Raw genomic sequence first — 22,664 nt, 5'->3', positions numbered from 1 at the left:
GGGACACCTGATGTTAAATAATCCACCCACACTGAACCCAGACGTGTCGAACAGGAAACCAGAAGGGCGCAAAGCGGTCCTGACGGTGAAAGACATTAAGCACGGTTATGATAAAACGCATGGTGAAGTACTGATTCTGGATGACGTTAATCTCACCCTGCAGGAAGGGGAAATTGTCGGTCTGCTGGGCCGCTCAGGCTCAGGGAAATCCACGTTGTTACGCATCATTTCTGGCCTGATCACGCCAGGTTCGGGCGCGGTTGAGTATCTGGGCAAGCCGCTTAACGGGCCGGCCAAAGGCGTGGCGATGGTGTTCCAGACCTTTGCGCTGTTTCCCTGGCTGACGGTACTGCAAAACGTGGAAGCTGGCCTGGAGGCGCTGGGCGTGGAAAAAGCGGAGCGCAGAAAACGCGCCCTGGCAGCCATCGACCTGATCGGCCTGGACGGTTTTGAAAACGCCTACCCACGCGAGCTGTCAGGCGGAATGCGTCAGCGTGTCGGTTTTGCTCGCGCGCTGGTGGTTGATCCCACTCTCTTATTAATGGATGAGCCTTTCTCTGCACTGGATGTATTAACCGCCGAAACGCTGCGTACGGATTTACTCGATTTGTGGAACGAAGGGCAGATGCCGATGAAGTCGGTGCTGATTGTCACTCACAATATCGAAGAAGCCGTGTTTATGTGCGACCGCATTCTGGTGCTGTCGTCGAATCCCGGACGCGTGGTGGCTGAAATCAAAGTGCCCTTTGGCCATCCCCGCAATCGCCTTGATCCCGCATTCCGTCGTCTGGTTGATGATGTGTACACGCAGATGACCGCCAGGCCAACCAGCGATAATGTGAAAAAGAGCCTCAGGCTGGGCACGCACCTGCCGCAGGTATCAACTAACCTGATGGCCGGCCTGATTGAAACCCTGGCGGCCGCGCCCTATCACGGTCGTGCAGACATGCCGGATGTTGCGCGTTCGCTGCATCTGGAGGTCGATGAGCTGTTCCCGATAGCCGAAGTGCTACAGTCACTGGGCTTTGCCGACGTCAGGGAAGGGGATATTTTCCTGACGCCACCTGCCCGGGTTTTTGCCGAATCGGATACCCAGCAGCGCAAAGTCATGTTTGCCGATCATCTGCTGCGCTATGTGCCGCTGGCCGCCTTGATTAAAACCGTGCTGGATGAACGTCCCGGTCATCGTGCGCCACGCATGCGTTTCGAGCAGGAGCTGGAAGACTCACTGGCTGACAGCGCCGCCAAAGAGACGCTGGACAGCGTGATCAACTGGGGCCGCTATGCAGAGATCTTCTCTTATAACGATCAGACCGAATATTTTAGTCTGGAAGACGTTGAGTTTTAATTCTGCTCGCTCAGCAAAACGTTGCGCTATCCCTTACACCATCCCGTTACTCTGCACGGGATGGTGCCTGAAAGATTCTCAAGGCAATAATCCTTTCTGAAAGATAAATAAACGCGGTTTACACTGTTCTTATTCCGCAGAGGTAAATGGTTTATTGTGGTATTTGATGACTATAATTCATTGCCTGCACATTGAAAGCCAGTTGTTTAACTGGCTTGTTCGTGTTTTTTTCTCTTATTATTTTGGGGTGAATTGATTATTGGTGAATATTTAATTCTGTTTTATTTATTAATTTTATGGTTTCTGAAAATTAAGTGGCGGTAATTTATTATTTATTAATATTTCGTGATCTCATTAATGTTTGTGAGTTGGGCGATGGTTAAACAATTAGGATTAGGTTCTTTTAGAACCAGAGGAGTAAGACTGTTTTCATGCCCTAATGAAATGAAGGTTTAGACATGATAGAAGACAAGGTTTTAATATTACGTACCTGTGCTAATAATATGGCCGATCACGGCGGAATCATCTGGCCGTTAAGCGGTATCGTAGAGTGTAAATACTGGAAGCCGGTTAAAGGCTTTGAGAACGGACTAACGGGGCTAATCTGGGGAAAAGGATCGGATTCACCGCTGAGCCTGCACGCTGATGCCAGGTGGGTCGTCGCTGAAGTGGATGCCGATGAGTGTATCGCTATTGAAACTCATGGCTGGATTAAATTTCCCCGTGCTGAGGTTCTTCACGTTGGAACGAAAACCAGTGCGATGCAATTTATCCTGCACCATCGGGCTGATTACGTTGCCTGTACGGAAATGCAGGCCGGGCCTGGATCGCCTGATGTCACTTCAGAGGTAAAGGTAGGCAATCGATCGCTGCCTGTAACAGATGATATTGATGCGACCATCGAATCAGGCAGTACGCAGCCGACACAAACGATTGAAATCGCAACCTATGGCAGTACGCTCAGCGGCACGCATCAGAGTCAGCTGATTGCCGGATATGGCAGTACTGAGACGGCGGGTGATAGCAGCACATTAATTGCCGGTTATGGTAGCACCGGTACAGCGGGAGCAGACAGCACATTAGTCGCGGGCTACGGCAGTACCCAAACCGCAGGTGAAGAGAGCAGCCAGATGGCGGGTTACGGCAGCACGCAGACCGGCATGAAAGGCAGCGATCTCACCGCCGGTTACGGCAGTACCGGCACGGCGGGTGACGACAGCTCCCTGATCGCCGGTTACGGCAGTACCCAGACGGCGGGCGAAGACAGCTCGCTGACAGCCGGTTACGGCAGCACGCAGACCGCGCAGAAGGGCAGCGATCTTACCGCGGGTTATGGCAGTACCGGCACGGCGGGTGCCGACAGTTCATTAATCGCGGGCTACGGCAGCACCCAGACGGCCGGGGAAGAAAGCACCCAGACAGCCGGTTATGGCAGCACCCAGACCGCGCAGAAGGGCAGCGACCTTACGGCCGGTTACGGCAGTACCGGTACGGCGGGTGACGACAGCTCCCTGATCGCCGGTTACGGCAGTACCCAGACGGCGGGCGAAGACAGCTCGCTGACAGCCGGTTACGGCAGCACGCAGACCGCGCAGAAGGGCAGCGATCTTACCGCGGGTTATGGCAGTACCGGCACGGCGGGTGCCGACAGTTCATTAATCGCGGGCTACGGCAGCACCCAGACGGCCGGGGAAGAAAGCACTCAGACAGCCGGTTACGGCAGCACCCAGACCGCGCAGAAGGGCAGCGACCTTACGGCCGGTTACGGCAGTACCGGTACGGCGGGTGACGACAGCTCCCTGATCGCCGGTTACGGCAGTACCCAGACGGCGGGCGAAGACAGCTCGCTGACAGCCGGTTACGGCAGTACCCAGACCGCCCAGAAGGGCAGCGATCTTACTGCAGGTTATGGCAGTACCTCTACGGCAGGCTATGAAAGTTCATTGATCGCGGGCTATGGCAGTACCCAGACAGCGGGTTACGGTAGCACGCTGACAGCGGGTTACGGCAGTACGCAGACCGCGCAGAACGAAAGCGATCTCATCACCGGCTATGGCAGTACGTCTACAGCCGGGGCAAATAGTTCACTGATCGCAGGCTATGGCAGCACGCAGACAGCCAGCTACAACAGTGTGCTAACGGCGGGCTACGGCAGTACCCAGACGGCGAGAGAAGGCAGTGACCTCACTGCCGGGTACGGCAGCACCGGCACGGCAGGCTCGGACAGCTCAATCATTGCAGGTTACGGCAGCACCCAGACCGCCAGTTATCACAGTAGCCTGACGGCGGGCTACGGCAGTACGCAGACGGCGCGCGAACAGAGTGTGCTGACGACCGGCTACGGCAGCACCTCAACCGCCGGCGCCGACAGTTCCCTGATTGCAGGCTATGGCAGCACGCAGACAGCCGGTTACAACAGTATTCTGACGGCCGGTTATGGCAGCACCCAGACGGCGCAGGAGGGCAGCGATCTCACCGCAGGTTATGGCAGTACCTCAACCGCCGGTGCCGACAGCTCCCTGATTGCAGGCTACGGCAGCACGCAGACAGCCGGTTACAACAGTATTCTGACGGCCGGTTATGGCAGCACCCAGACGGCGCAGGAGGGCAGCGATCTCACCGCAGGTTATGGCAGTACCTCAACCGCCGGTGCCGACAGCTCCCTGATTGCGGGCTACGGCAGCACCCAGACCGCCGGGGATCGCAGCAAGCTTCTGGCAGGCAACAACAGCTACCTCACCGCTGGCGATCGCAGCAAACTCACGGCAGGCAATGACTGCATCCTCATGGCGGGAGACCGAAGCAAGCTGACGGCGGGCATCAACAGCATTCTCACCGCCGGATGCCGTAGCAAGCTGATAGGAAGCAATGGTTCAACCCTCACCGCCGGGGAAAACTCAGTTCTGATTTTTCGCTGCTGGGATGGAAAGCGCTACACTAACGTGGTCGCTAAAACCGGAAAGGGAGGAATAGAAGCGGATATGCCTTACCAGATGGATGAGGACAATAATATCGTGAATAAACCCGAAGAATAATCGCCATAACAGAGGGAATGTTCGCGAGGGGACGGGAGGTTTAAACAGCGCGCAGACCAGGCTTAAAAAAGCAGAGAAGCGTGTTCTTGTTGGCTATTTATCTGTCCCTGAACACAGTAAAGCCGACCTGAACGGCCTGTTGTGGTCCAGGCCGGCCAGGCCAACAATGCCAGGGAAAAGCAAAAAGGCCCATTGCTGAGCCTCTGCAAAAAGACCTGATGACTCAGGGACGCCAGACTGTGCCATCCGGAGTCCTGGCCATCGTCCAGGTCGGATTGCCGCCCTCGCAGGGGAATTTCGCCGCCAGCGCTTCGTTGATATCAATCCCTAACCCCGGCTTGTCATTGACGTAAGCATAGCCCTGATCCACTTCAGGACAGCCCGGGAAGACTTCACGCAGCGCATCATTCATTGGCGTGTATTCCTGAATGCCGAAATTAGGCGAGCTCAGATCCAGATGCATGTTTGCGCAAACCCCAATCGGGGAGATATCCCCAGGGCTGTGCCAGGCGGTGCGAACACCGTTTAATTCACTGTAGATGGCGATTTTTTTCGCCGGTGTGATACCGCCAATCGAGCTGATATGACAGCGGATATAATCAATCAGCTTATTGTCGATCAACGGCTTCCACTCATTCACGTTAACGAACAGCTCGCCCATTGCGATCGGCGTGGAAGACTGCTGGCGCAACATTTTCAGCCACTCCGTATTCTCGGGAGCAACCGGATCTTCAAGGAAGAAAAGCTGATAAGGCTCCAGCGCTTTAGCCATATGAATGGCATTAATCGGCGTAATACGTTCATGGGCATCATGGAGTAGCTCCACGCTGAAACCCAGTTTATTGCGCAGATGATCAAACAGACGCGGAATGCTTTTCGCATAGGCTTCCGGATCAAAATAGATCCCCGGGGCTTTGGTGCGAGGCGAGCGCTTGGGTTGAATATTTTTCGCTTTCACCATGCGATTGGCAATCAGTCGCAGGTCATCAGTACCGGCACCGCCGTACATGCCCATCTGGCAGCGAATATACTGGTAGCCTTCTTCCATTTTGGCGCGAGCGCTGTCTTCCACTTCAACTTCATCGGCGCCATCGGTGTGCACATAGAGCGCAATACCGTCGCGACATTTCCCACCCAACAGTTCATAAACCGGCAGGCCAGCCTGTTTACCTTTGATATCCCATAGCGCCATATCAATGCCGGAAAGGGCATTATTCATTACCGGACCATTGCGCCAGTAGCCACTCACTGTGGCGGACTGCCATATATCTTCTATTCTGGCGGGATCTTTGCCAATCAGAAACGGGGCAAGGTACTCATCAATGGCACTTTGTACGGCGTAAATGCGCTGGGTAAAGGTGGCGCAACCCAAACCGTACAGTCCGGGCTCATTAGTTTCAATTTTAACCACCACCAGATCGATGCCGCCCGGCGCAGTCAAAATTGTTTTTACATTGGTGATGAACAGATTGCTCACACTAGCTCCTTATTATTCAGAACATTAACCGCACCGTACTCATCGCTGCTACGCAGGGTTTAATGGTATGTTGTCATACAACATTTCCTTTCTATCATAAATTTATCCGGCTTGAATTCTGCACTGCTATTTTTGTGACGGCGATCTAATGAAACGTCTCAGGCTAAATGCATTGTTTTTATGTCTATTAAATACAATGATTTGATGGTTTTTTCTGTTAAGCATTTGTGATATGTGCCTCATAAATACGCTTTGTGTATTGATTTAATCTGTCGGCAAATTCACCTTAATAAGATAGTTGTCATACATATTTAAAGGTGGATTATGACTGCAATGTTCGATCTGACTGGTAAAACGGCTTTGATAACGGGGTCCTCCCGCGGCCTGGGGTTTGCCTACGCCGAAGCATTAGCCGCTGCCGGGGCAGAGGTTATTTTGAACGGCACGCGTGAAGCGGTGCTGAACGAGGCCGTTGAACAGCTTAAAAATAAAGGCTATCGCGTCTCCGGCCGGGTGTTTGATGTGACCTGTGAAAGCGCGATAGAGCAGGTGTTCGCCAGTCTGGATGAGCAGGGCATCGCAGTCGATATCGTAATAAATAATGCCGGGATCCAGTACCGCAAACCCATGCTGGAGCTGGAACTGGAAAACTGGCAAAAGGTGATTGATACCAACCTCACCAGCGCCTTTCTGGTTTCGCGCGCGGCAGCCAAACGCATGATTGCCCGCGATCGGGGCGGCAAAATCATCAATGTCGGTTCGTTGACCAGCCAGGCGGCCAGGCCAACCGTTGCACCTTATACCGCTGCCAAGGGCGGCATTAAGATGCTGACCTGCTCAATGGCGGCCGAATGGGCGCAGTTTAATATCCAGACCAATGCGATTGGGCCGGGATATATCCTGACGGACATGAACAGTGCGCTGGTGGACGATGCCCGGTTCGACAGTTGGGTGAAAAGCAGTAACCCTTCGCAGCGCTGGGGACGGCCAGAAGAAGTGGCCGGTACGGCCGTTTTTCTTTCATCGCCTGCCTCAGATTATATCAATGGTCAGATTATCTACGTGGATGGCGGCTGGCTGGCCGTGCTGTAAGCGTTATTGACCCGGAAGAGGAAAAACATGTGCACAGCATAATGACGCATGCCTGCGTGGCAAAGGGTAAAAAAGAGATCGCGGTTGAGCAGCGCGAACTGAAGTATTCGGATGATGATGTCGTTGTTCAAGTGGAGTGCGGCGGCATCTGCGGCTCGGATATTCATTATTACCATGAAGGACGTGCCGGATTATCCGTGATTAAGCAACCGCTGGTGATAGGTCACGAATTTGTGGGGCGGATTTTCCAGGCGCCGGCAGCATCAGGGTTAGAACCGGGACAAAAAGTCGCGATTAATCCATCACATCCATGTGGTCAGTGTGAGTATTGTCGGGCAGGTAAACAGAATGCCTGCGCCACCATGCGCTTTATGGGGAGCGCCCAGTTCACTCCGCACGTGAATGGTGGATTTGCACAATATGTCGTGGTGCCTGCGAAGCAGTGCGTGGCTTATGATGAGCAGGTTCCGGCCAGCGTCATGGCCGTTGCTGAGCCTACCGCCGTCGTGATCCATGCGCTCAACGTGGCAGGCAGCATCGTCGGGAAAAGGGTGCTGGTGATGGGCGCGGGCCCCATCGGCGCCTTAGCGATTGCCGCCGCAAGCGCTTCCGGCGCGGCAGAGATCGTGGCGTTCGATCCGAGCGAGCGCTGCCGCCGCATCGCGGTAGAAATGGGGGCTGATGCGGCAGTGGATGCGAGCGATCGTGCCGCCGTTGCCCGCTACGGTGAAAATCGGGGATATTTCGACGTTACGCTGGAAGCCAGCGGAGCCGAAGCGGCGATTGAATCCAGTATTCTGGTTACGCGGCCGGGCGGCGTTGTGGTTCAAATTGGGATGGGAAAAAGTCCGCTTAATTTCCCGGTAGCGCAGATGCTGGTAAAAGAAATTAGCTGGAAAGGCTCCTTCCGTTTTATCGATGAATTTGATGTGGCGGTGAAATGGCTGGAAAAAGGCATTATCGATCCGCGTCCGATTCTTTCCGGCAATTATGCCTATCACGATATTGAAGCGGCATTAAAGGCGGCCAGTGATAAAACACAACATTCAAAAGTATTAGTTCAGTTTTCATAAAATATCTCAGAACCTGTAGTTATTACTCTGGCTTAAAACATCGGTGATTGTCGCGGGTGAAGAGATCCTCACGCTCCGCGTAAGCGGCACTCGCCTGTCATTTAGTCGCCTGTTAACGCATCGTCGACCTCAGGGTGAAAACATGAGTCATTTAAATACCAACACCACAGAACGTAATACCTCTGATCTGGTCCGGGCATCTGTATCAGGATGGCTGGGTACAACGTTAGAATTTATGGATTTCCAGCTCTATTCTCTTGGTGCGGCGTTAGTTTTTCATGAAGTCTTTTTTCCCGAACAGTCGGGTGCGATGGCGCTGATTCTGGCAATGGGAACCTACGGTGCAGGTTATATCGCGCGAATCGTCGGCGCCGTTTTTTTTGGGAAAATGGGCGACCGTGTTGGCCGAAAAAAAGTCCTGTTTATCACTATCGCCTTAATGGGCGTTTGTACCACCTTAATTGGCGTATTACCCACTTACCAGCAGGTGGGTATTTTAGCGCCCTTGCTGCTGGTGGCGCTGCGTATTATTCAGGGATTAGGTGCCGGTGCAGAAATATCGGGTGCCAGCACTATGCTGGCTGAATATGCGCCCAAAGGGAAAAAGGGCATTATTGCCTCGCTGGTTGCCATGGGCACCAACTGCGGCACGTTGAGTGCAACCGCCATCTGGGCGGCTATGTTCTTTTTCTTCACCAATGACGAAGTCATTGCCTGGGCATGGCGTATTCCTTTCCTGGCCAGTTTCGTCGTGATGGGATTTGCTATCTGGCTGCGCTTCAACCTGAAAGAAAGTCCGGTGTTTGAAAACGTTGCCGAATCTGCCACCGTCAAGCCCCACGATCAGCCGGCACAGTCTGTTTTCCAGTTAATCAAAGGCAAAGCCTTCTGGATTGCTACCGGGCTGCGATTTGGTCAGGCGGGTAACTCGGGCATCATCCAGACCTTTCTGGCGGGTTATATGGTTCAGACGCTGTTGTTCAATAAGGCGGTTCCCACCGATGCCATCATGGTGAGCTCGGTAATAGGATTTATGACAATTCCTCTTATCGGCTGGCTCTCAGACCGGATAGGGCGCCGTATTCCTTACCGCATTCTGACGCTGGGCTCGATTATTCTGGCTTATCCGATGATTTCACTCATCGTCGATAACGCGCAGGCGGTGAGTACCATCATGGTTTGCCTGATCGTCATTCACAATATCGCAGTGTTGGGCCAGGCGGCGATTGAAGGGATCACCATGGCAGAGATGTTTGGTTCCAGAAACCGTTTCGCGCAAATGGCCATCTCTAAGGAGATCGGTGGGCTGTTTGCCACTGGCTTAGGGCCGCTCCTGGCCGGTATTTTCTGCCAGCTCACGGGCACCTGGTATCCGATTGTGATCATGCTGATCGGCTATTCCTGTATCGGCCTGCTGGCTTCACTGATAATGCCAGAGGTGGTGGATCGGGATCTTACCGCAGAGGCCGATGCCTCGGGCGGCGTGCCGGATGGTTGTCATCCTGTTGCCCCCTCGATCCGGGCAGGAAGCGGCGAGTAAGGCAAGGTTGAACCCTGTCTGTCACTGCGTTAGCGCAGGACTTTGCTGGAAAGGATAAGATAGAATGGCGTCATGTAGGACATCATATGAGAAGGTGTTGTGAGCATAAAATCCATTCAGAAACAGAACGTCGTTAACGAAGTGTTCGAGCAAATTAAGGCGAAGCTACTGGACGGTAGCTGGTCCGCAGGCACGCGTTTACCTTCTGAAGCGGAGCTGACGCACTCTTTTAATGTCAGCAGGGTCAGTATACGCAGCGCGGTGCAGCGCCTGCGCGATCTGGGTATCGTGATTACCCGTCAGGGCAGCGGCAGTTACGTGTGTGAAGACTTTTCGCCACAGATGCTTAATCACAATGCCAGACCGTTAATGCATCTGAGCCGGGAAGCCTTTAACGACATGATGGTTTTTCGCCAGACCGTCGAGTTTAAATGTGTTGAGCTGGCAGTGGAACATGCCACAGAAGAGGATATTGGCCTGCTGGAGCAGGCGCTCAATAACATGCTTATTAATAAAGGCGATTATAAGAAATATTCGGAAGCGGATTACGAATTTCATCTGGCGATTATCCGCGCCTCTCATAACAGCGTGTTTTACAACGTGATGAAGTCAATCAAAGATATTTATTACTATTATCTTGAAGAACTGAATCGCTCACTGGGCATTACGCTTGAAAGTGTTGAGGCGCACATCAAAGTCTTTATTGCGATTAAAAACCGCGATGCGTCCTCGGCGGTACAGGTGCTGAATGAGGCGATGAAACATAACGTGGTCGCCATCGATATGATTAAAAAAGAAGAGGGGGAATAGGCTGTTTCGCGCTGCGGGAACGCGAAAAAAGCCACCCCCTTCTGCAGGCTGAGGAAAACAGGATTCACCGTGACAGGCTTCTTATTGCCATTGCCCTGCTGGTCCGTTTTATCGCCAGTAACGCGCTGGTCTGGGTCATGAGCACGTAGCGATCCAGCATTCTGTCAGAAATGACGGCGAAGCGGCAGGTTAGCCATAGGGCTCTTCCGACGTGAGTGGTGAAGTTAACGGTGGCAGAATAAACAAGGGAGCCAGTGGACCGGGCTCCCTCTTCAATCAATGCAGGCAGCACTGCTTGTATTTTCTTCCGCTGCCGCAGGGGCAGGGATCGTTGCGGCCCGGCTGTTTTTCCGCAGTGACCGGCTGCTGCACCTGAGGAATCGCTTCGGGCTGGGAGATCCAGTAATCATGAAGCGCCAGGGCGGCAGGGCGGATAGCATCAATGCTGCTTTCCATTTCTTCAGGCGTCAGCGCATCAACCTTTTCCAGATTCTCTTCTGTGCCGTGCAGGGCGATGGCGTCCAGTGAGTCCTGGAGTTCAGCAGGGAGTGCAGACCAGTCGGTTAAGGCCACGCCGCGCATATAGCCGTAGCACCACTCTTCAACGACGGTAAATTCCAGACCTTCCATTTCGCGCACGCCAAACAGGGGTTCAAACTGTTCTGGAAACTCAGACAGGCGGTCAGCAATGTCATTCATGTGCTGGAAACTGAGTTCCATAAAGCGCGTCATTTCGCGCTCATTACTCCATTTGGGAATATGCTTTTCGCCGCCCCAGAGCGCGACCAGCCAGCGGCTTGGCTCTACCGTCGTCGGACCTGAAAGCACGGCAGTAAGCAGGCCATCCAGTTCTGAAACATCAAGAATCGACGCTTCACTACCGTATTTTTCCAGCATATCTTCGAGCCATTGCAGCTCTTTTTCGCTTAACGGGCCTTCTTTCATGGGATATCTCCGGACGTGTCTGGTGCAGCAGAAAATTTTCTGCGTGTAAAAACGCGCAGTGTACACGCTTATTGCGCTGATGGCAGTGTCGTCGGGTTGCCCTGAACGGCAGCGGACTCAGCAGAGGCATTACCAGGCCTGCTATGTTACTCTTCGCGGCCTGCAATACGTTTTCCTGCACGATCGTGGCTATATCAGGCGCCAACCTGCTTCGTTTCCCCTACGTGTGTCCTGCCAGGGGTGACATCCTTCAGTAGGAAACGATGACCAGAAGCATAAAGATTTGGCTAATCTGTGTCGATATAGGCACAGCGGAATAATCCCCCGGCATGATGCTGATATGAACGTTCGTCAGTGCCTGATAACAACAATAAAATGGGCGCGAGGACGTGACCAGAAAAGAGTATTCACCCCAGAGGTTACACCGCCTGTTGAGCGGATGCGGGCACCTGTTTAGACGCAGTGCAGTTCTGATGATAAGCGCGCTGTTATTGGCTGCCTGCGGCACGCTGTCGCAGACCTCTGCGCCAGCAGGCGACAAGCTTTATCTGACGCACAGCGATTTTCATGACAACCTGGACGATCTGGTGCGCCATTATATGCAGCGTAAACAGGTGTCCGGCATCAGTATTGCAATTATCCATCATCTTAATCCCACCTTGTTTTACAGCGCGGGTGTCACCGATGACGTACATCGCTATCCGATTACGCCTGAAACCTTATTTGCGCTCGGCTCACTGAGTAAAGGCGTAACCGCAGAGGTGATTATTGAGTTGGTTAACGAAGGCCAACTGCACTGGAGTGACACGCTGGCCGATTTGTTGCCCTCTGACGTCAGATTGAGCCAGGATGCACGTCAAATCACGCTATTACAGTTAGTGACCCATACCTCGGGTTTGCCGCGTCAGGATATGGATTTGCCGATGTTTATGCAGTTTATGGGCTATCTGCGCAGCGGTCAGAACTTTTATGGCAACCTGGATAGTGATGATGTTCTGGAATACCTGGCGGATTTTTCTGCGCCGCGTCAGCGGGGAGCGCAATACTCTAACCTTGGCTATGCGCTGCTGGGCTATATTTTGCGTGAACGCTGCCATAGTGATATTGAAACGCTTGCCCACCAACGGATTTTCCGACCGCTGGGAATGAACAACACCAGCTTTGTGCCTGAGCGTTTAAGCGGTTTTTCCACACGGGCGTTAGGGCATGCTGGCGATCAGCCAAAGCTTATCCCGCGCGGTGATCTCACCCCGGACTGGCGTTTCCAGCGTAATATGGTCGCGGCGGGCAGTCTTTACAGCAACGCACGGGATCTGAGCGTCTATCTGCGTGCACATCTCACTGCGGGCAGCGATCCGGCGCGTAATCGTGCCTTTGCTGAGATCAATAAAGGCGTGTATCAGCAGGGCGCACAGACGCAGAATATCGCCTGGGTTACAGACAGGCTGGCAGGAAGGAACATTACCTATCAGGTCGGCTATATTGGTGGTTATTCCGCTTTTATCGGTTTTGACAAGCAGGCAGGCAATGCCATCGTGGTACTGCAAAACGCGTTTAACTGGAGCAACTATCTTGGTATCACATTGTTGCTTAACCTGGCAGAGAAAGACAGGTAAGGTGTAGGTTGGGTCCAGAATGAGTCGTGATTCCTTACACTTACCTTTATGAGTGACGGAACCGCAGCCCTGTTTAGATTGTCTTCAGAGTAGTCTACTGTTATTAAAATCAATTCAATGTGGAAATTATTATGCGCAGGACTCAAATTGCTTTTATTTCAGCTGGTTTACTGTTCGGCTCGCTGAGCCTGATCCCCGCCGCTCAGGCTGCGGGTGAAACCACCGACAATGTGCCACCGCCGCCGCAGATTCAACCGGCCAATCCAACCGCTCAACCTGGCGATAACAACGCGCAGCCCGGTGCTGCAGCACATGCCCAGCCGCAGGCGCCGATGAGTTCTGACTCTAACGACGGTATTACCCCAACAACGCCTTCGCAGTCAGCAGGCAATCCAGGTAAGCCAAATTACGATCTCAGCACCATTATCATTGATTATAAAGAGCATAAAATCGGTGATACCGTGCCTGATAAGTACCGCAGCAAGACTTACACCATCACAGAGTGGCAGAAACGTAATTTGCCTGCGCCTCAGCCAGATACCCACTGGGCTTATATCAATGCCAATTACATTCTGATTACTAACGACACCGGTAAGATCGTTATGGGTAAATCCGGCGATATCTTCTTCCGCGGATAGTCCTGCGGCGCTTTGTTAGTTATCTCTTCTTTCAACGGCCGCGTTAAGCGGCTGTTTTCTATTTCTGTCTTTTTTATCAGTGATGACTTCTCAACGTGTTTGCAACATGGCAACGTGTTTTTATTCACTGCAATGGAGAAGGCATGATGTCGCAACACGTCAATCAGTATGGTCAACCTGTAGGGCAATCCATGCCCGACTGGCAGCCACGTCCCTTACCTCAGCGTGAGGTGCTTCAAGGTCAGGTTTGCCGTCTGGAGCCCTTTAGCGTGGCTTCGCATGCTGAAGCACTCTGGCAGGCCTGGTCGCTGGCAGAAGATGGCCGTGACTGGACCTATCTTTCTGAGGGGCCGTTTAATGATGAAGCCGCCTGGCTCCCCCATGCTGCTACGATGGAGGCGAGTCAGGATCCGTTGCATTTCAGCGTCATTGATGTTGAAACCGGTAAGGCCGTCGGAACGCTATCGCTGATGCGTGTTGATGCGCAAAATGGGGTGATGGAAGTGGGATATGTCACCTTTTCCCGATTGCTAAAGCAAACAAGAATGGCGACCGAAGCGCATTTTCTTCTGATGCGTTATGCCTTTGAGCAACTGGGCTACCGGCGTTATGAATGGAAATGTGACAGCTGTAATCTGCCTTCGCGTCGGGCCGCGCTTCGGCTGGGATTTTGCTTTGAAGGTGAATTTCGTCAGGCCCGCGTTTATAAAGGCCGCACGCGCGATACAAGCTGGTTCTCAATCATCGACAGTGAATGGCCAGCTGTTAAAAATGGGCTGGAACGCTGGCTGGCAGAGGCTAACTTTACAGCCGACGGGCGACAGCGTGAAAAGCTGGAAACTCTGCGAGGTTAAGGCCTGAAGCGCGGGTAACGGCTCAGGCAAGCACATATTTAATGGTCGCCATAAGCAACGTGGTGGTCATGATCATCAGCAGACGCTGTACCCAACGCATATCGTTTTTTAAACTCCCGACGTCGGTCTTGAGTACGCTGACATCCGTTTTGAGCTCGGCGACGTCGGTCTTGAGTACGCTGACATCGGTCTTGAGCACGGCAACGTCCGTTTTGAGTACGCTGACGTCTGCCTTGAGTTCATCCACATCGGTTCTGAGGCACGACTCCGTTTTCTTCAGTTGCGTGCTTAGCGAAAAGATATGCTGATTCTGACGCTGAAAAGCCTGCATGACATCAGCACGGGACAGCGCATTGTCCTGCTTTAATGCCGAAAAAATATCCACCATCGCTTCTGCCTGGCGATCGTTGATGCCTGCGCGCTGTAAACGTTTAAACGCTTTGTGTGTATTCATCATGGTGAGTGTCATTCAAGAGCCTTCCCGATTCATCACGTTATTTGAATATCATGTCAGGAGAGCCGGTCTGGTCACAGAAGATAAAAAACATATTGCGAAATAAATTCCATTATATCAATTAGTTAAACGCGTAGTTTTCATCTTTTTGCGGGGTGGGCCGCAAAAAAAACGTTGTCAGTTAGCCTCTTTTACACAGCCCGCTTACCAGGCAGTGTAAAAGGTGGGGGCTAACCGTCATCGTGAATAAACATCAGGGAACGGGGACAACCTTTAACGTAATCAGACCGATGCCGAGTTTGCGTGGGTCCTGACCTGCGATGTTGTTAAGATTGCTGAGTTGCGGCTCTGGTGGGGTAAACGTTAACCGATGGCTTCCGCGGGCGTTATCAAAACGCAGCGTCTGGGTTGATGCTTCTTCTCCCAGCATCAGGGGCTGTTTTGTGTCGCCTACCTGCACCCTTGTGGGTCGGTGCGCATTTGGGCCATAGGCGCGAGCGGTAATCACCAGATCAAATCTGGCGGGCAAAGGGTTAACGAATTCTATGGTCACTTCCGGGGCAAGATTGGCGTTTGACCAGCGGCCCCAGTTTTCCGTACGGGAAAGGCCGCTGAACTGCTTCACGCTTGCGGGTGCGCCGGGAACCGCGAACAGAAAGCTGTCGGCATCATAACGAATCGCATTATCGTCGATGCGCAGCTGCGCCACGGCATGTTGATAGTTTGCATCGTTCTGGGGGCCTGCCGGGAACTGCACCTTTCCTTTCCACAGGGGGCTATCCATACGCATGACGGAGGGATGGCCCGCGAGCTGGCCCATTGCCAGGCACCAGTCGCTGGACAGGGCCAGCGCCGGTTGCCAGATACGGGCAATTTTAAAGCAGCGATCGACCCAGACAAACTTTTCCGCCGAGGTAAAGTCGGCCAGCTGATAACGTAAAGGCGCCGAATATTCCCCCTCAGGCAGTGGCTCTACATGCTTCTCCGTCACCCGCAGCAGAATGGGCAAGGCAAAGCTGGCCCCGGAAAAGCTGAGCGTATTTTTCGTCTGATCCAGCGTGATGCTGTCGATCTTTTTGGGAAAGTTCCACAGCTGAATGATATCGGCTTTCCAGCTCAACACTTTGGTTTTCATATCCTCAAACTGGCTCGACAACGACACTGCAGACAGGCTGCTACGTCCCAAACCTATCGTATTGTCGCCGCCCAGAATATCCAGTAACGTCGCGCCGTTATCCAGCGTACTGCGTTTCATATCTATCACTTCTGCCTGCGGTTGATCGCCACGGATCACCATAAACAGATCGTGACGAGGACGCTTGATCAGAAAGGGATGCGCCGTGTTGTTCATGGCCAGATGATCGGATGCCACCACAATCACGGTATTCTTAAACCAGGGAGAAGCCTTAATACGGGCAATAAGGCGTGCGATATGCTCCTGCGAGCAGGATACGGCGCTGAACGACTGATTTGGCTTGCCCGCATAGCTGTAACTTTTGCGCTGGCAACTTCGGGAAATAAACCCATCAGGATGATGCGTATCCACCGTGAGCGCAAACAGCGCAAAACGTTTCTGCTGGCGCGAAAGTGCCTCATAGGTTTCAAACACCTCGTCCAACACGGTATCGTCGTAATAACCCCAGTTGTTGCGGTAGGTGGGATCGCTAACCTTGTCTTTGAGTTCCTGTGAACCGTACAGGCGCGCAGGGTCAAAGCCGTGAGAACGTAAAAAGACATCTTTACCCGCAAAGCGCAGGTCAGCGCCCTGAATAAACCAGTTTTCATAACCGGAATTTTTTAAAATATCGCCCAGGCAAACGTTCTGTGGGTAAAAACTGGAAAGGGAGGCGGAAGCATTTCCGTCGAAAGGGGCAAAAAGCGGGATACCGCACATCGATGCGACCATACCGGCAATGGTGTAATCCGTGCCGGGAAGCTGCTCGGTCTGGGTGAAGTCGATGCTTTGCTCTTTTTCCCGGCTGAGTTCGGGAGCCAGCCCAGGGAAGGCAATCGGGTCGAAGTAGGTCCGCTCCAGGCTTTCAGCATAAATATACACCACGTTAAGTGCGGGCTGCGCAATGCGCTTTTTCGGGACTTTATAGACGGTGGCAAAGTCGGAGTTTTCGCGCAGTGAGTGCGAGGTAATGAGAGAACTCACTTGCTGAAAGGCTGGCGTTGTTTGTACCGCGCCTGCGGCACAGGCAAAAGCCACCAGGCTCCAGCCTGAATGAAAGGGCCGCTCACGGCGGCGCAGCAGCCATGACAGGGCACAAAACAGTAAAAACAGCACGATGACCAGCCCAAGGGCGGGCACAACGTATTTACTCAGGCCGGCACCGGTGAGGCTGTTCGTTAGGGTATACACTACAGCGTCAGTAATGCCGTCGCCGGTAAAATAATTACTGGCGAACAGCGTGGCGTTGAGCAGCACGAACAGCATTAACAAGCACAAGGTGAGGGAAAACCAGATTCTGCTTCGGCCTGCTTTACAGGAATAAACAGCAATCGCGGTCAGAAAAAGTATCACTGACACGAATTCAGACAACGTCAAATCCTCTTATCGTATGAATATGTCTCTTATCAACAGGGGGACATTCCATGGATTTTTGACTCAATCTATAGTGGCTGTCATCAGGCTGCAACATCTCTGCGCAGATTTGGCTGCAGACTCACAGTACAGTCAATTCGACGTTAAACAGGGGCGAAGTGCCCGGCGATTTCTAATGAAACGGCCGGGCAGGGTGCGGATTACGCGCGTTGTTCCTGCGGCGCTGAAAGTCTGGCGGGAGAGGATGGGCTGTCGTGCATCGCTTCCCCGACCAGGCTGGCACGATTGTAAAAGCGTAACCGCAGGTTAAAATCGAGGTGCGCGCGCGCACTGTCACTGAGCCGGATGACCGGCGGCGGCGTGAGCGGACGCTGCTGAAACAGAACAGAGCGCACACAGGCATCGTTGCTGCCAGCATGCACCTGCTGATAATAGCCGACGCTGGCTTCCGCTTTACGTAACCTGGTATTAACCCGACGATGCTCATCCATAGCCAACTGATGTGCCAGCGCCGTGAGTTCGTCACCGGGGTTGCTGAGATTCTGTTGCACTGCAGGGAAATCACTGCGTTTCATTAACTCCAGCAGATAGTTTTGTCTCCCCACGTATTTTACCGGGGCCAGTTGTTTCAGCCATTCACGAATAAAGGGGTTTTGAGCAGGCGCCGCGATAAAGCCGGTTTCAATCATCGGTCTGAGTGGGTTAACCGTGTTTTGCTGACGATAATATCCCAGCACATCCATGGGGCGGTCGCTTTGGGCCTGATGGACCCAGGCAAGATCCTCGAACAGCAACGTGTTGCAGTCGATGCTGATGCCACCGTAGCGTAATAATAGCTCCAGCCGGATGATGTCGCTTTTTAGCTGCGGAGTCAGATCGGAAGAGACAAATTGCACATCCTGCAGCCACTGTCCCAGCGTCTGAGGGGTAAGCAGGTGGATCTCATGATCCGGATTATCACGGCAAATTTTACTGGCGTTAAGGGCAACGGAAGCAGGTAGCCGGTCGCCGGGCCAGTACAGCCAGACTTTTTTAGCAATGGCAGGCAGGGTCTTAGGTACGGATTCCAGCAGCACATCCTGTTCCAGCGTAGGATCGTATTCAGGCGCGCTTACGGCCCGGTGTTGTTTAATCGTCCACAGCATGCGGCTGGTGAAAGCAAGTTTTTCCCATTGACGCCAGAGATGATGCAAGGAACGGCGGTGTGAATTCATGTTTCACCTGTTATTTTGATTATAGTGTTTATGCCAGTCGGCAAAATAAGGGCTTAAGCTGTCATCCCGTATATAAACCGCCATAAACGCAGACATGCTGCGCTGCGCAATTTTTATTGTATTTCCCTGGTGATGGTTCAATGGCGAGCCACGACAGTTTCTGTGCACAAGCGTGACGTGAGCGGCCGCGACTCATTTATTTAATAGAACACAATTCAACAATTCGCTATTCCTGATGGAAACTTTAGGATAAAACGGAAATAAGCATTCGCCTGAAATAAAAATAAATATTTATTTACGCTAATGTTTTATTCCGCTATGGCAATATCTTTATATCGACAGAGGGGGCGTTTTTCTGTCATGAAACCGATAAACAGTGCGCGAGTATGAGCATCAGTGCGGAATCGAGATAAGTGAAATATTCAGCATGATTAATGAATTTACAGATGTGCGCAGCCTGACAGTCATTGTCTACGCTTTAGCTATACAGACGAAAAGGAGATGACATGCCGTTTGAATCTCGAGGATTACTGGCGATTGACAGGCAAACCAGACGGGCGCTGTTTCTCGATCCTGACACCTTTGACGTCAGCCAGGCCGTGGACGTTATCCCAACGCGACTGCACGAGCTTTTGATGCTCGCGCCCTGGGAAAAGGCTTTTCTCCCTCTGTACGGTGACGATATGCAAGGCGATGCGCCTCATCCTGGCCATAAAGTGGCGGTCATTGATTTACGACAGCGGGCGATTAATGACTATATCGACCTCTCACCGTCACAAGCGCCGCACAGCGGTCAGTTAGGGCGCGACGGCAAAGTGTATCTGTGCTGTGAAAATCCTACTGTCGTGGTGGTGATCGATCCCCTTACCCACCGCGTTGAAAAGACGATTCCCATTCCGCTTGATAATACCCATCGCCTGACGCTTTCGCCCAGCGGTCGCAAGCTCTTTACCGACAATGAGCAGGATGCCACCATTACCGTCGTTGACCTGTGCGAAGCGGAAGGGCGAGTCATTGATACCATCCTGATGCCCGGCCCGGTTTCAGGCCTTACTGCATCACCCAGGCATCCCTATCTCATCGCCAGCGCCGCCGATGTGCCGCTGCTCTATGTCGTCGATCGCCAGAGCCATCGAATCCGCCAGCGGCTGGCGCTTCCTGGCCATCAACAGCCCTGTCAGAAGGTTCGCTTTAGTCCGGATGGCGAGTATCTGATGGCGATCGGGCACCAGGAACCCATCGTCACGCTTTTTGATGAATTACTGAATCCTTTGGGGCATATAGCGCTGACTCACCAGCCGCTGGATGGCTGTTTCAGTCCGGACAAGAAACGGCTATTGATCACCCATGATGATAACCGGACGCTGAGCGTCATTGATCTGGTACAGAAAACCGTTCTTGCGACAACCGAGGTGGGGGCTGGCTACGAAACGCTGAGCTACTTTCAAATTGGTTAAATAAAGGGGCGATGGTAGATGGCCGAACTCCAGTGGCGGCTGCTGGCGTGTTTTTCCGCCTGCCAGCCGCGCTTACGCAATTCACGGGCAATCATCTTGTTCATAATGCCGTGCCCCAGCAGCAAAACCGTACCCTGCTGCGACAGGGCGATCAGGCGATCGGCGGCACGCGAGGCGCGGGCGCGCGCATGCTGCAGCGACTCGGTCTCCCCGGCATAGCCACAAAACCACATGGCGCGCAGGATGGCCTGCCAGACAAAGGTGGGTAACTGAATGCGATCAGCCCGGAGCAAAGGAATACCGACTTCACTGAACAGCGCATCAACGTGATGGGGATGCAGTCCGAGGCGCTCCAGCGAAGAGTGGGCGCGGGGCAGAGGACTGCAGACCACAACCGCCGCTTTTCTGGCGATGCTGATGCTGCGATCGGGCGGGCCATCGCTCACCAGTGACAGATCATAGGCTTCACACCAGTCTGCCAGCCCCTGTGCGCTTAAACGTCCGGCAAAAGGGTGGTCAGGTTTACCATGTCGCATCAGGATAATGGTCATAATGATTTAACGGCGTTCTCCGGTTTATGCGCCAGTCAGGTATATCTGAGGATGCGGTATGTGGCAATCGCTTCCTGTGCTGTCATCAGGCAGTCACACCAATGTGCGACAACATCAGGCGATGAAAGGGTCAGACAGCCAGTTTGGCTTAATGTTAAAAGAAAAGTGCCTCTGGTTCCGGTGTATGCTGTTTTTTTGTGCGCCGGGTAGGGATTAACCGCCTGATTTTGCGCTTAAAATGGCATATTAATGAAGCTTGATAGTGAAGGAAATCTAACAAATTTTCTCAAAGGCTATTGATTTATCTACGCGCGTAGATACACTAGCTTCCAGTGATTGCTCACGGTGCTCGATGCACGGTAGGCCGATCGAGGATCAAGTTACATTCGCCAGATTAATACGACCGCTGAAATATACAGCGGCGAAGCTCGCGATACTGCGGATTCCAACACCAGGGAATCTTTAACTTTCCTTTCATCATGGTTAGCCAACTGAATGTCGCCACCGGGGCGTTCTGCTCGTAGTCAGGGAACCGTCTCTCGGAATGGCATTTATCGATCTGCATATTTTCAAGGGACAGCGTTTATGACGCCACAGCACTCCGTTACGCAGCAGGCAGCACAGCCTTCCACCTCCGCCGCTGATGAGCGGTTTATTACCCCAGCCGGCCGCAAAGATTTTTGGCGCGCGACGGTTTCATGCTGGTTAGGGACGGCAATGGAGTACGCGGATTTCGCACTCTATGGCCTCGCCGCCGGCATTATCTTCGGTGATGTTTTCTTTCCTGAACAAACCCCCGCCATGGCGCTGCTTGCCAGCTTTGCAACCTGGTCGGTTGGATTTGTTGCCCGCCCTATCGGCGCGTTATTTTTTGGCTGGCTGGGCGATCGAAAAGGTCGCAAAGTCGTCATGGTAACCACCATTATTCTGATGGGCGCATCCACAACCCTAATCGGCTTGATTCCCAGCTACGCCTCCATTGGCATCTGGGCGCCTGCCTGTCTGGTTCTGCTACGTTTCAGTCAGGGGTTTGGCGCAGGCGCTGAGCTTTCCGGCGGAACCGTGATGCTGGGAGAATATGCGCCGGTTAAGCGGCGTGGCCTGGTGTCTTCCGTTATCGCCCTCGGCTCTAACAGCGGCACGCTGCTGGCATCGCTTGTCTGGCTGCTGGTGGTGCAGATGGATAAACAAAGCCTGCTGGAATGGGGATGGCGTATTCCCTTCCTGAGCAGCGCCGTCATTGCCCTTGTGGCACTGTGGATCCGCCGCAACCTGCGGGAAACCCCGGTGTTCGAGCGCAAGAAAGCGCAACTGGAAGCGGAGCGGGCGAACCTTATCGCCACGCAGCATCAGACGGTTGATACGCGCCCCTTCTTTCAGCGTACCCGTGCTTTCTGGACCATGGTCGGCTTACGTATTGGCGAAAACGGTCCCTCTTATCTGGCGCAGGGTTTTATCGTCGGGTATGTCGCTAAGGTCCTGATGGTCGATAAATCCGTGCCGACCACGGCGGTCTTTATTGCCTCGCTGCTCGGCTTCCTGATTATTCCCCTGGCCGGCTGGCTGTCAGACCGCTTCGGTCGCCGGGTCGTTTATCGGGTTTTTTGCCTGTTGCTGATGATTTATGCCTGGCCAGCCTTTACGCTGCTGGATACGCGCGAACCTGCGATTGTTATCCCGGTTATCGTGGTGGGCATGGCGCTGGCTTCTCTGGGCATCTTTGGCGTTCAGGCGGCCTGGGGCGTGGAACTGTTTGGCGTGAACCACCGTTATACTAAGATGGCCGTGGCCAAAGAGCTGGGCTCGATTATTTCAGGTGGCACTGCACCTTTGGTGGCGGCGGCGATGCTGTCGTACACCGGGCACTGGTGGTCCATTGCGATCTATTTCTCTGCGATGGCTTCCATTGGTTTCCTGACTACCTTTGTGGCACCGGAAACGCGCGGGCGCGATCTTAATCTGCCAGAGGACGCCATCTGAATACGATGAAGTTACATGGCAAGCGGCATTAG

17 protein-coding genes are annotated in these 22,664 nt (G+C 53.2%); 11 read left to right on the top strand and 6 right to left on the bottom strand.

What is annotated here, in order from left to right; translation table 11 throughout:
• Positions 1-10: 10 nt before the first annotated feature.
• Both P9J57_RS17660 and P9J57_RS17655 read left to right on the top strand, forming a co-directional pair.
• A complete protein-coding gene (locus P9J57_RS17660; RefSeq protein ID WP_014595259.1) occupies positions 11-1,348 on the top strand; it encodes an ABC transporter ATP-binding protein in 1,338 nt (445 codons plus the stop codon).
• A 458-nt stretch (positions 1,349-1,806) separates the two neighbouring features.
• On the top strand, positions 1,807-4,383 hold the full coding sequence (locus P9J57_RS17655; protein ID WP_483279317.1) for a beta strand repeat-containing protein: 2,577 nt from the start codon (positions 1,807-1,809) through the stop codon (positions 4,381-4,383).
• A 223-nt stretch (positions 4,384-4,606) separates the two neighbouring features.
• Here the strand turns inward: P9J57_RS17655 and P9J57_RS17650 are convergent, their stop codons facing one another.
• Complete coding sequence (locus P9J57_RS17650) at positions 4,607-5,860, bottom strand: enolase C-terminal domain-like protein (RefSeq protein ID WP_109706979.1); 1,254 nt, start codon at positions 5,858-5,860, stop codon at positions 4,607-4,609.
• A gap of 324 nt (positions 5,861-6,184) precedes the next feature.
• Between P9J57_RS17650 and P9J57_RS17645 the strand changes: the two genes are divergently transcribed.
• From P9J57_RS17645 to P9J57_RS17630, 4 genes are all read left to right on the top strand, one after another.
• Positions 6,185-6,952, top strand: a complete 768-nt coding sequence (locus tag P9J57_RS17645; protein WP_014595262.1) for an SDR family oxidoreductase — start codon at positions 6,185-6,187, stop codon at positions 6,950-6,952.
• A 41-nt stretch (positions 6,953-6,993) separates the two neighbouring features.
• On the top strand, positions 6,994-8,025 hold the full coding sequence (gene idnD / locus P9J57_RS17640; protein WP_483279512.1) for an L-idonate 5-dehydrogenase: 1,032 nt from the start codon (positions 6,994-6,996) through the stop codon (positions 8,023-8,025).
• Positions 8,026-8,167: 142 nt separating this feature from the next.
• The gene (locus P9J57_RS17635) at positions 8,168-9,565 is read left to right on the top strand and encodes an MFS transporter (protein ID WP_483279316.1); all 1,398 of its coding nucleotides are present in this window, start codon (positions 8,168-8,170) and stop codon (positions 9,563-9,565) included.
• A gap of 99 nt (positions 9,566-9,664) precedes the next feature.
• Positions 9,665-10,375, top strand: a complete 711-nt coding sequence (locus P9J57_RS17630) for a FadR/GntR family transcriptional regulator (RefSeq protein ID WP_483279315.1) — start codon at positions 9,665-9,667, stop codon at positions 10,373-10,375.
• 276 nt (positions 10,376-10,651) lie between these two features.
• Here P9J57_RS17630 and P9J57_RS17625 read toward each other — a convergent pair whose 3' ends face one another.
• Positions 10,652-11,320, bottom strand: a complete 669-nt coding sequence (locus P9J57_RS17625) for a YecA/YgfB family protein (RefSeq protein ID WP_014606658.1) — start codon at positions 11,318-11,320, stop codon at positions 10,652-10,654.
• Positions 11,321-11,793: 473 nt separating this feature from the next.
• On the opposite strand from P9J57_RS17625, the gene P9J57_RS17620 reads away from it, so the two are divergent.
• The 3 genes from P9J57_RS17620 to P9J57_RS17610 all read left to right on the top strand — a co-directional run bounded on the left by P9J57_RS17620 (position 11,794) and on the right by P9J57_RS17610 (position 14,428).
• Complete coding sequence (locus P9J57_RS17620; protein ID WP_024472366.1) at positions 11,794-12,936, top strand: serine hydrolase domain-containing protein; 1,143 nt, start codon at positions 11,794-11,796, stop codon at positions 12,934-12,936.
• Between the two features lie 131 nt (positions 12,937-13,067).
• The gene (locus tag P9J57_RS17615; protein ID WP_116220008.1) at positions 13,068-13,574 is read left to right on the top strand and encodes an RcnB family protein; all 507 of its coding nucleotides are present in this window, start codon (positions 13,068-13,070) and stop codon (positions 13,572-13,574) included.
• A gap of 143 nt (positions 13,575-13,717) precedes the next feature.
• Positions 13,718-14,428, top strand: coding sequence for a GNAT family N-acetyltransferase (locus P9J57_RS17610; protein WP_275269160.1), 711 nt, complete (start codon positions 13,718-13,720; stop codon positions 14,426-14,428).
• Between the two features lie 22 nt (positions 14,429-14,450).
• Here P9J57_RS17610 and P9J57_RS17605 read toward each other — a convergent pair whose 3' ends face one another.
• From P9J57_RS17605 to P9J57_RS17595, 3 genes are all read right to left on the bottom strand, one after another.
• Positions 14,451-14,885: a CCDC90 family protein gene (locus tag P9J57_RS17605; RefSeq protein WP_230957789.1), complete on the bottom strand. Its 435-nt coding sequence runs from the start codon at positions 14,883-14,885 to the stop codon at positions 14,451-14,453.
• 250 nt (positions 14,886-15,135) lie between these two features.
• A complete protein-coding gene (gene opgB / locus P9J57_RS17600) occupies positions 15,136-17,427 on the bottom strand; it encodes a phosphatidylglycerol--membrane-oligosaccharide glycerophosphotransferase (RefSeq protein ID WP_279754643.1) in 2,292 nt (763 codons plus the stop codon).
• 203 nt (positions 17,428-17,630) lie between these two features.
• The gene (locus P9J57_RS17595) at positions 17,631-18,644 is read right to left on the bottom strand and encodes a glycosyltransferase family 32 protein (RefSeq protein ID WP_042677832.1); all 1,014 of its coding nucleotides are present in this window, start codon (positions 18,642-18,644) and stop codon (positions 17,631-17,633) included.
• Between the two features lie 506 nt (positions 18,645-19,150).
• On the opposite strand from P9J57_RS17595, the gene P9J57_RS17590 reads away from it, so the two are divergent.
• Positions 19,151-20,101, top strand: coding sequence for a YncE family protein (locus P9J57_RS17590; RefSeq protein WP_014595272.1), 951 nt, complete (start codon positions 19,151-19,153; stop codon positions 20,099-20,101).
• Here P9J57_RS17590 and P9J57_RS17585 read toward each other — a convergent pair.
• Entirely contained in the window at positions 20,098-20,652 is a 555-nt protein-coding gene (locus P9J57_RS17585; RefSeq protein WP_014595273.1) for a histidine phosphatase family protein, read from the bottom strand. The two genes, P9J57_RS17590 and P9J57_RS17585, sit on opposite strands and share 4 nt — an antisense overlap.
• Before the next feature lie 585 nt (positions 20,653-21,237).
• On the opposite strand from P9J57_RS17585, the gene P9J57_RS17580 reads away from it, so the two are divergent.
• Positions 21,238-22,632 carry an MFS transporter gene (locus P9J57_RS17580; protein WP_105087779.1) on the top strand — a complete coding sequence of 465 codons (1,395 nt, stop codon included), beginning with the start codon at positions 21,238-21,240 and terminating at the stop codon, positions 22,630-22,632.
• The last annotated feature ends 32 nt before the right edge of the window (positions 22,633-22,664 follow it).

The sequence above is a fragment of the Pantoea sp. nfd-35 genome (assembly GCF_056892255.1).
Note: the sequence above shows the minus strand (reverse complement) of the source record. Positions and strands in the feature narration are given on the sequence as shown.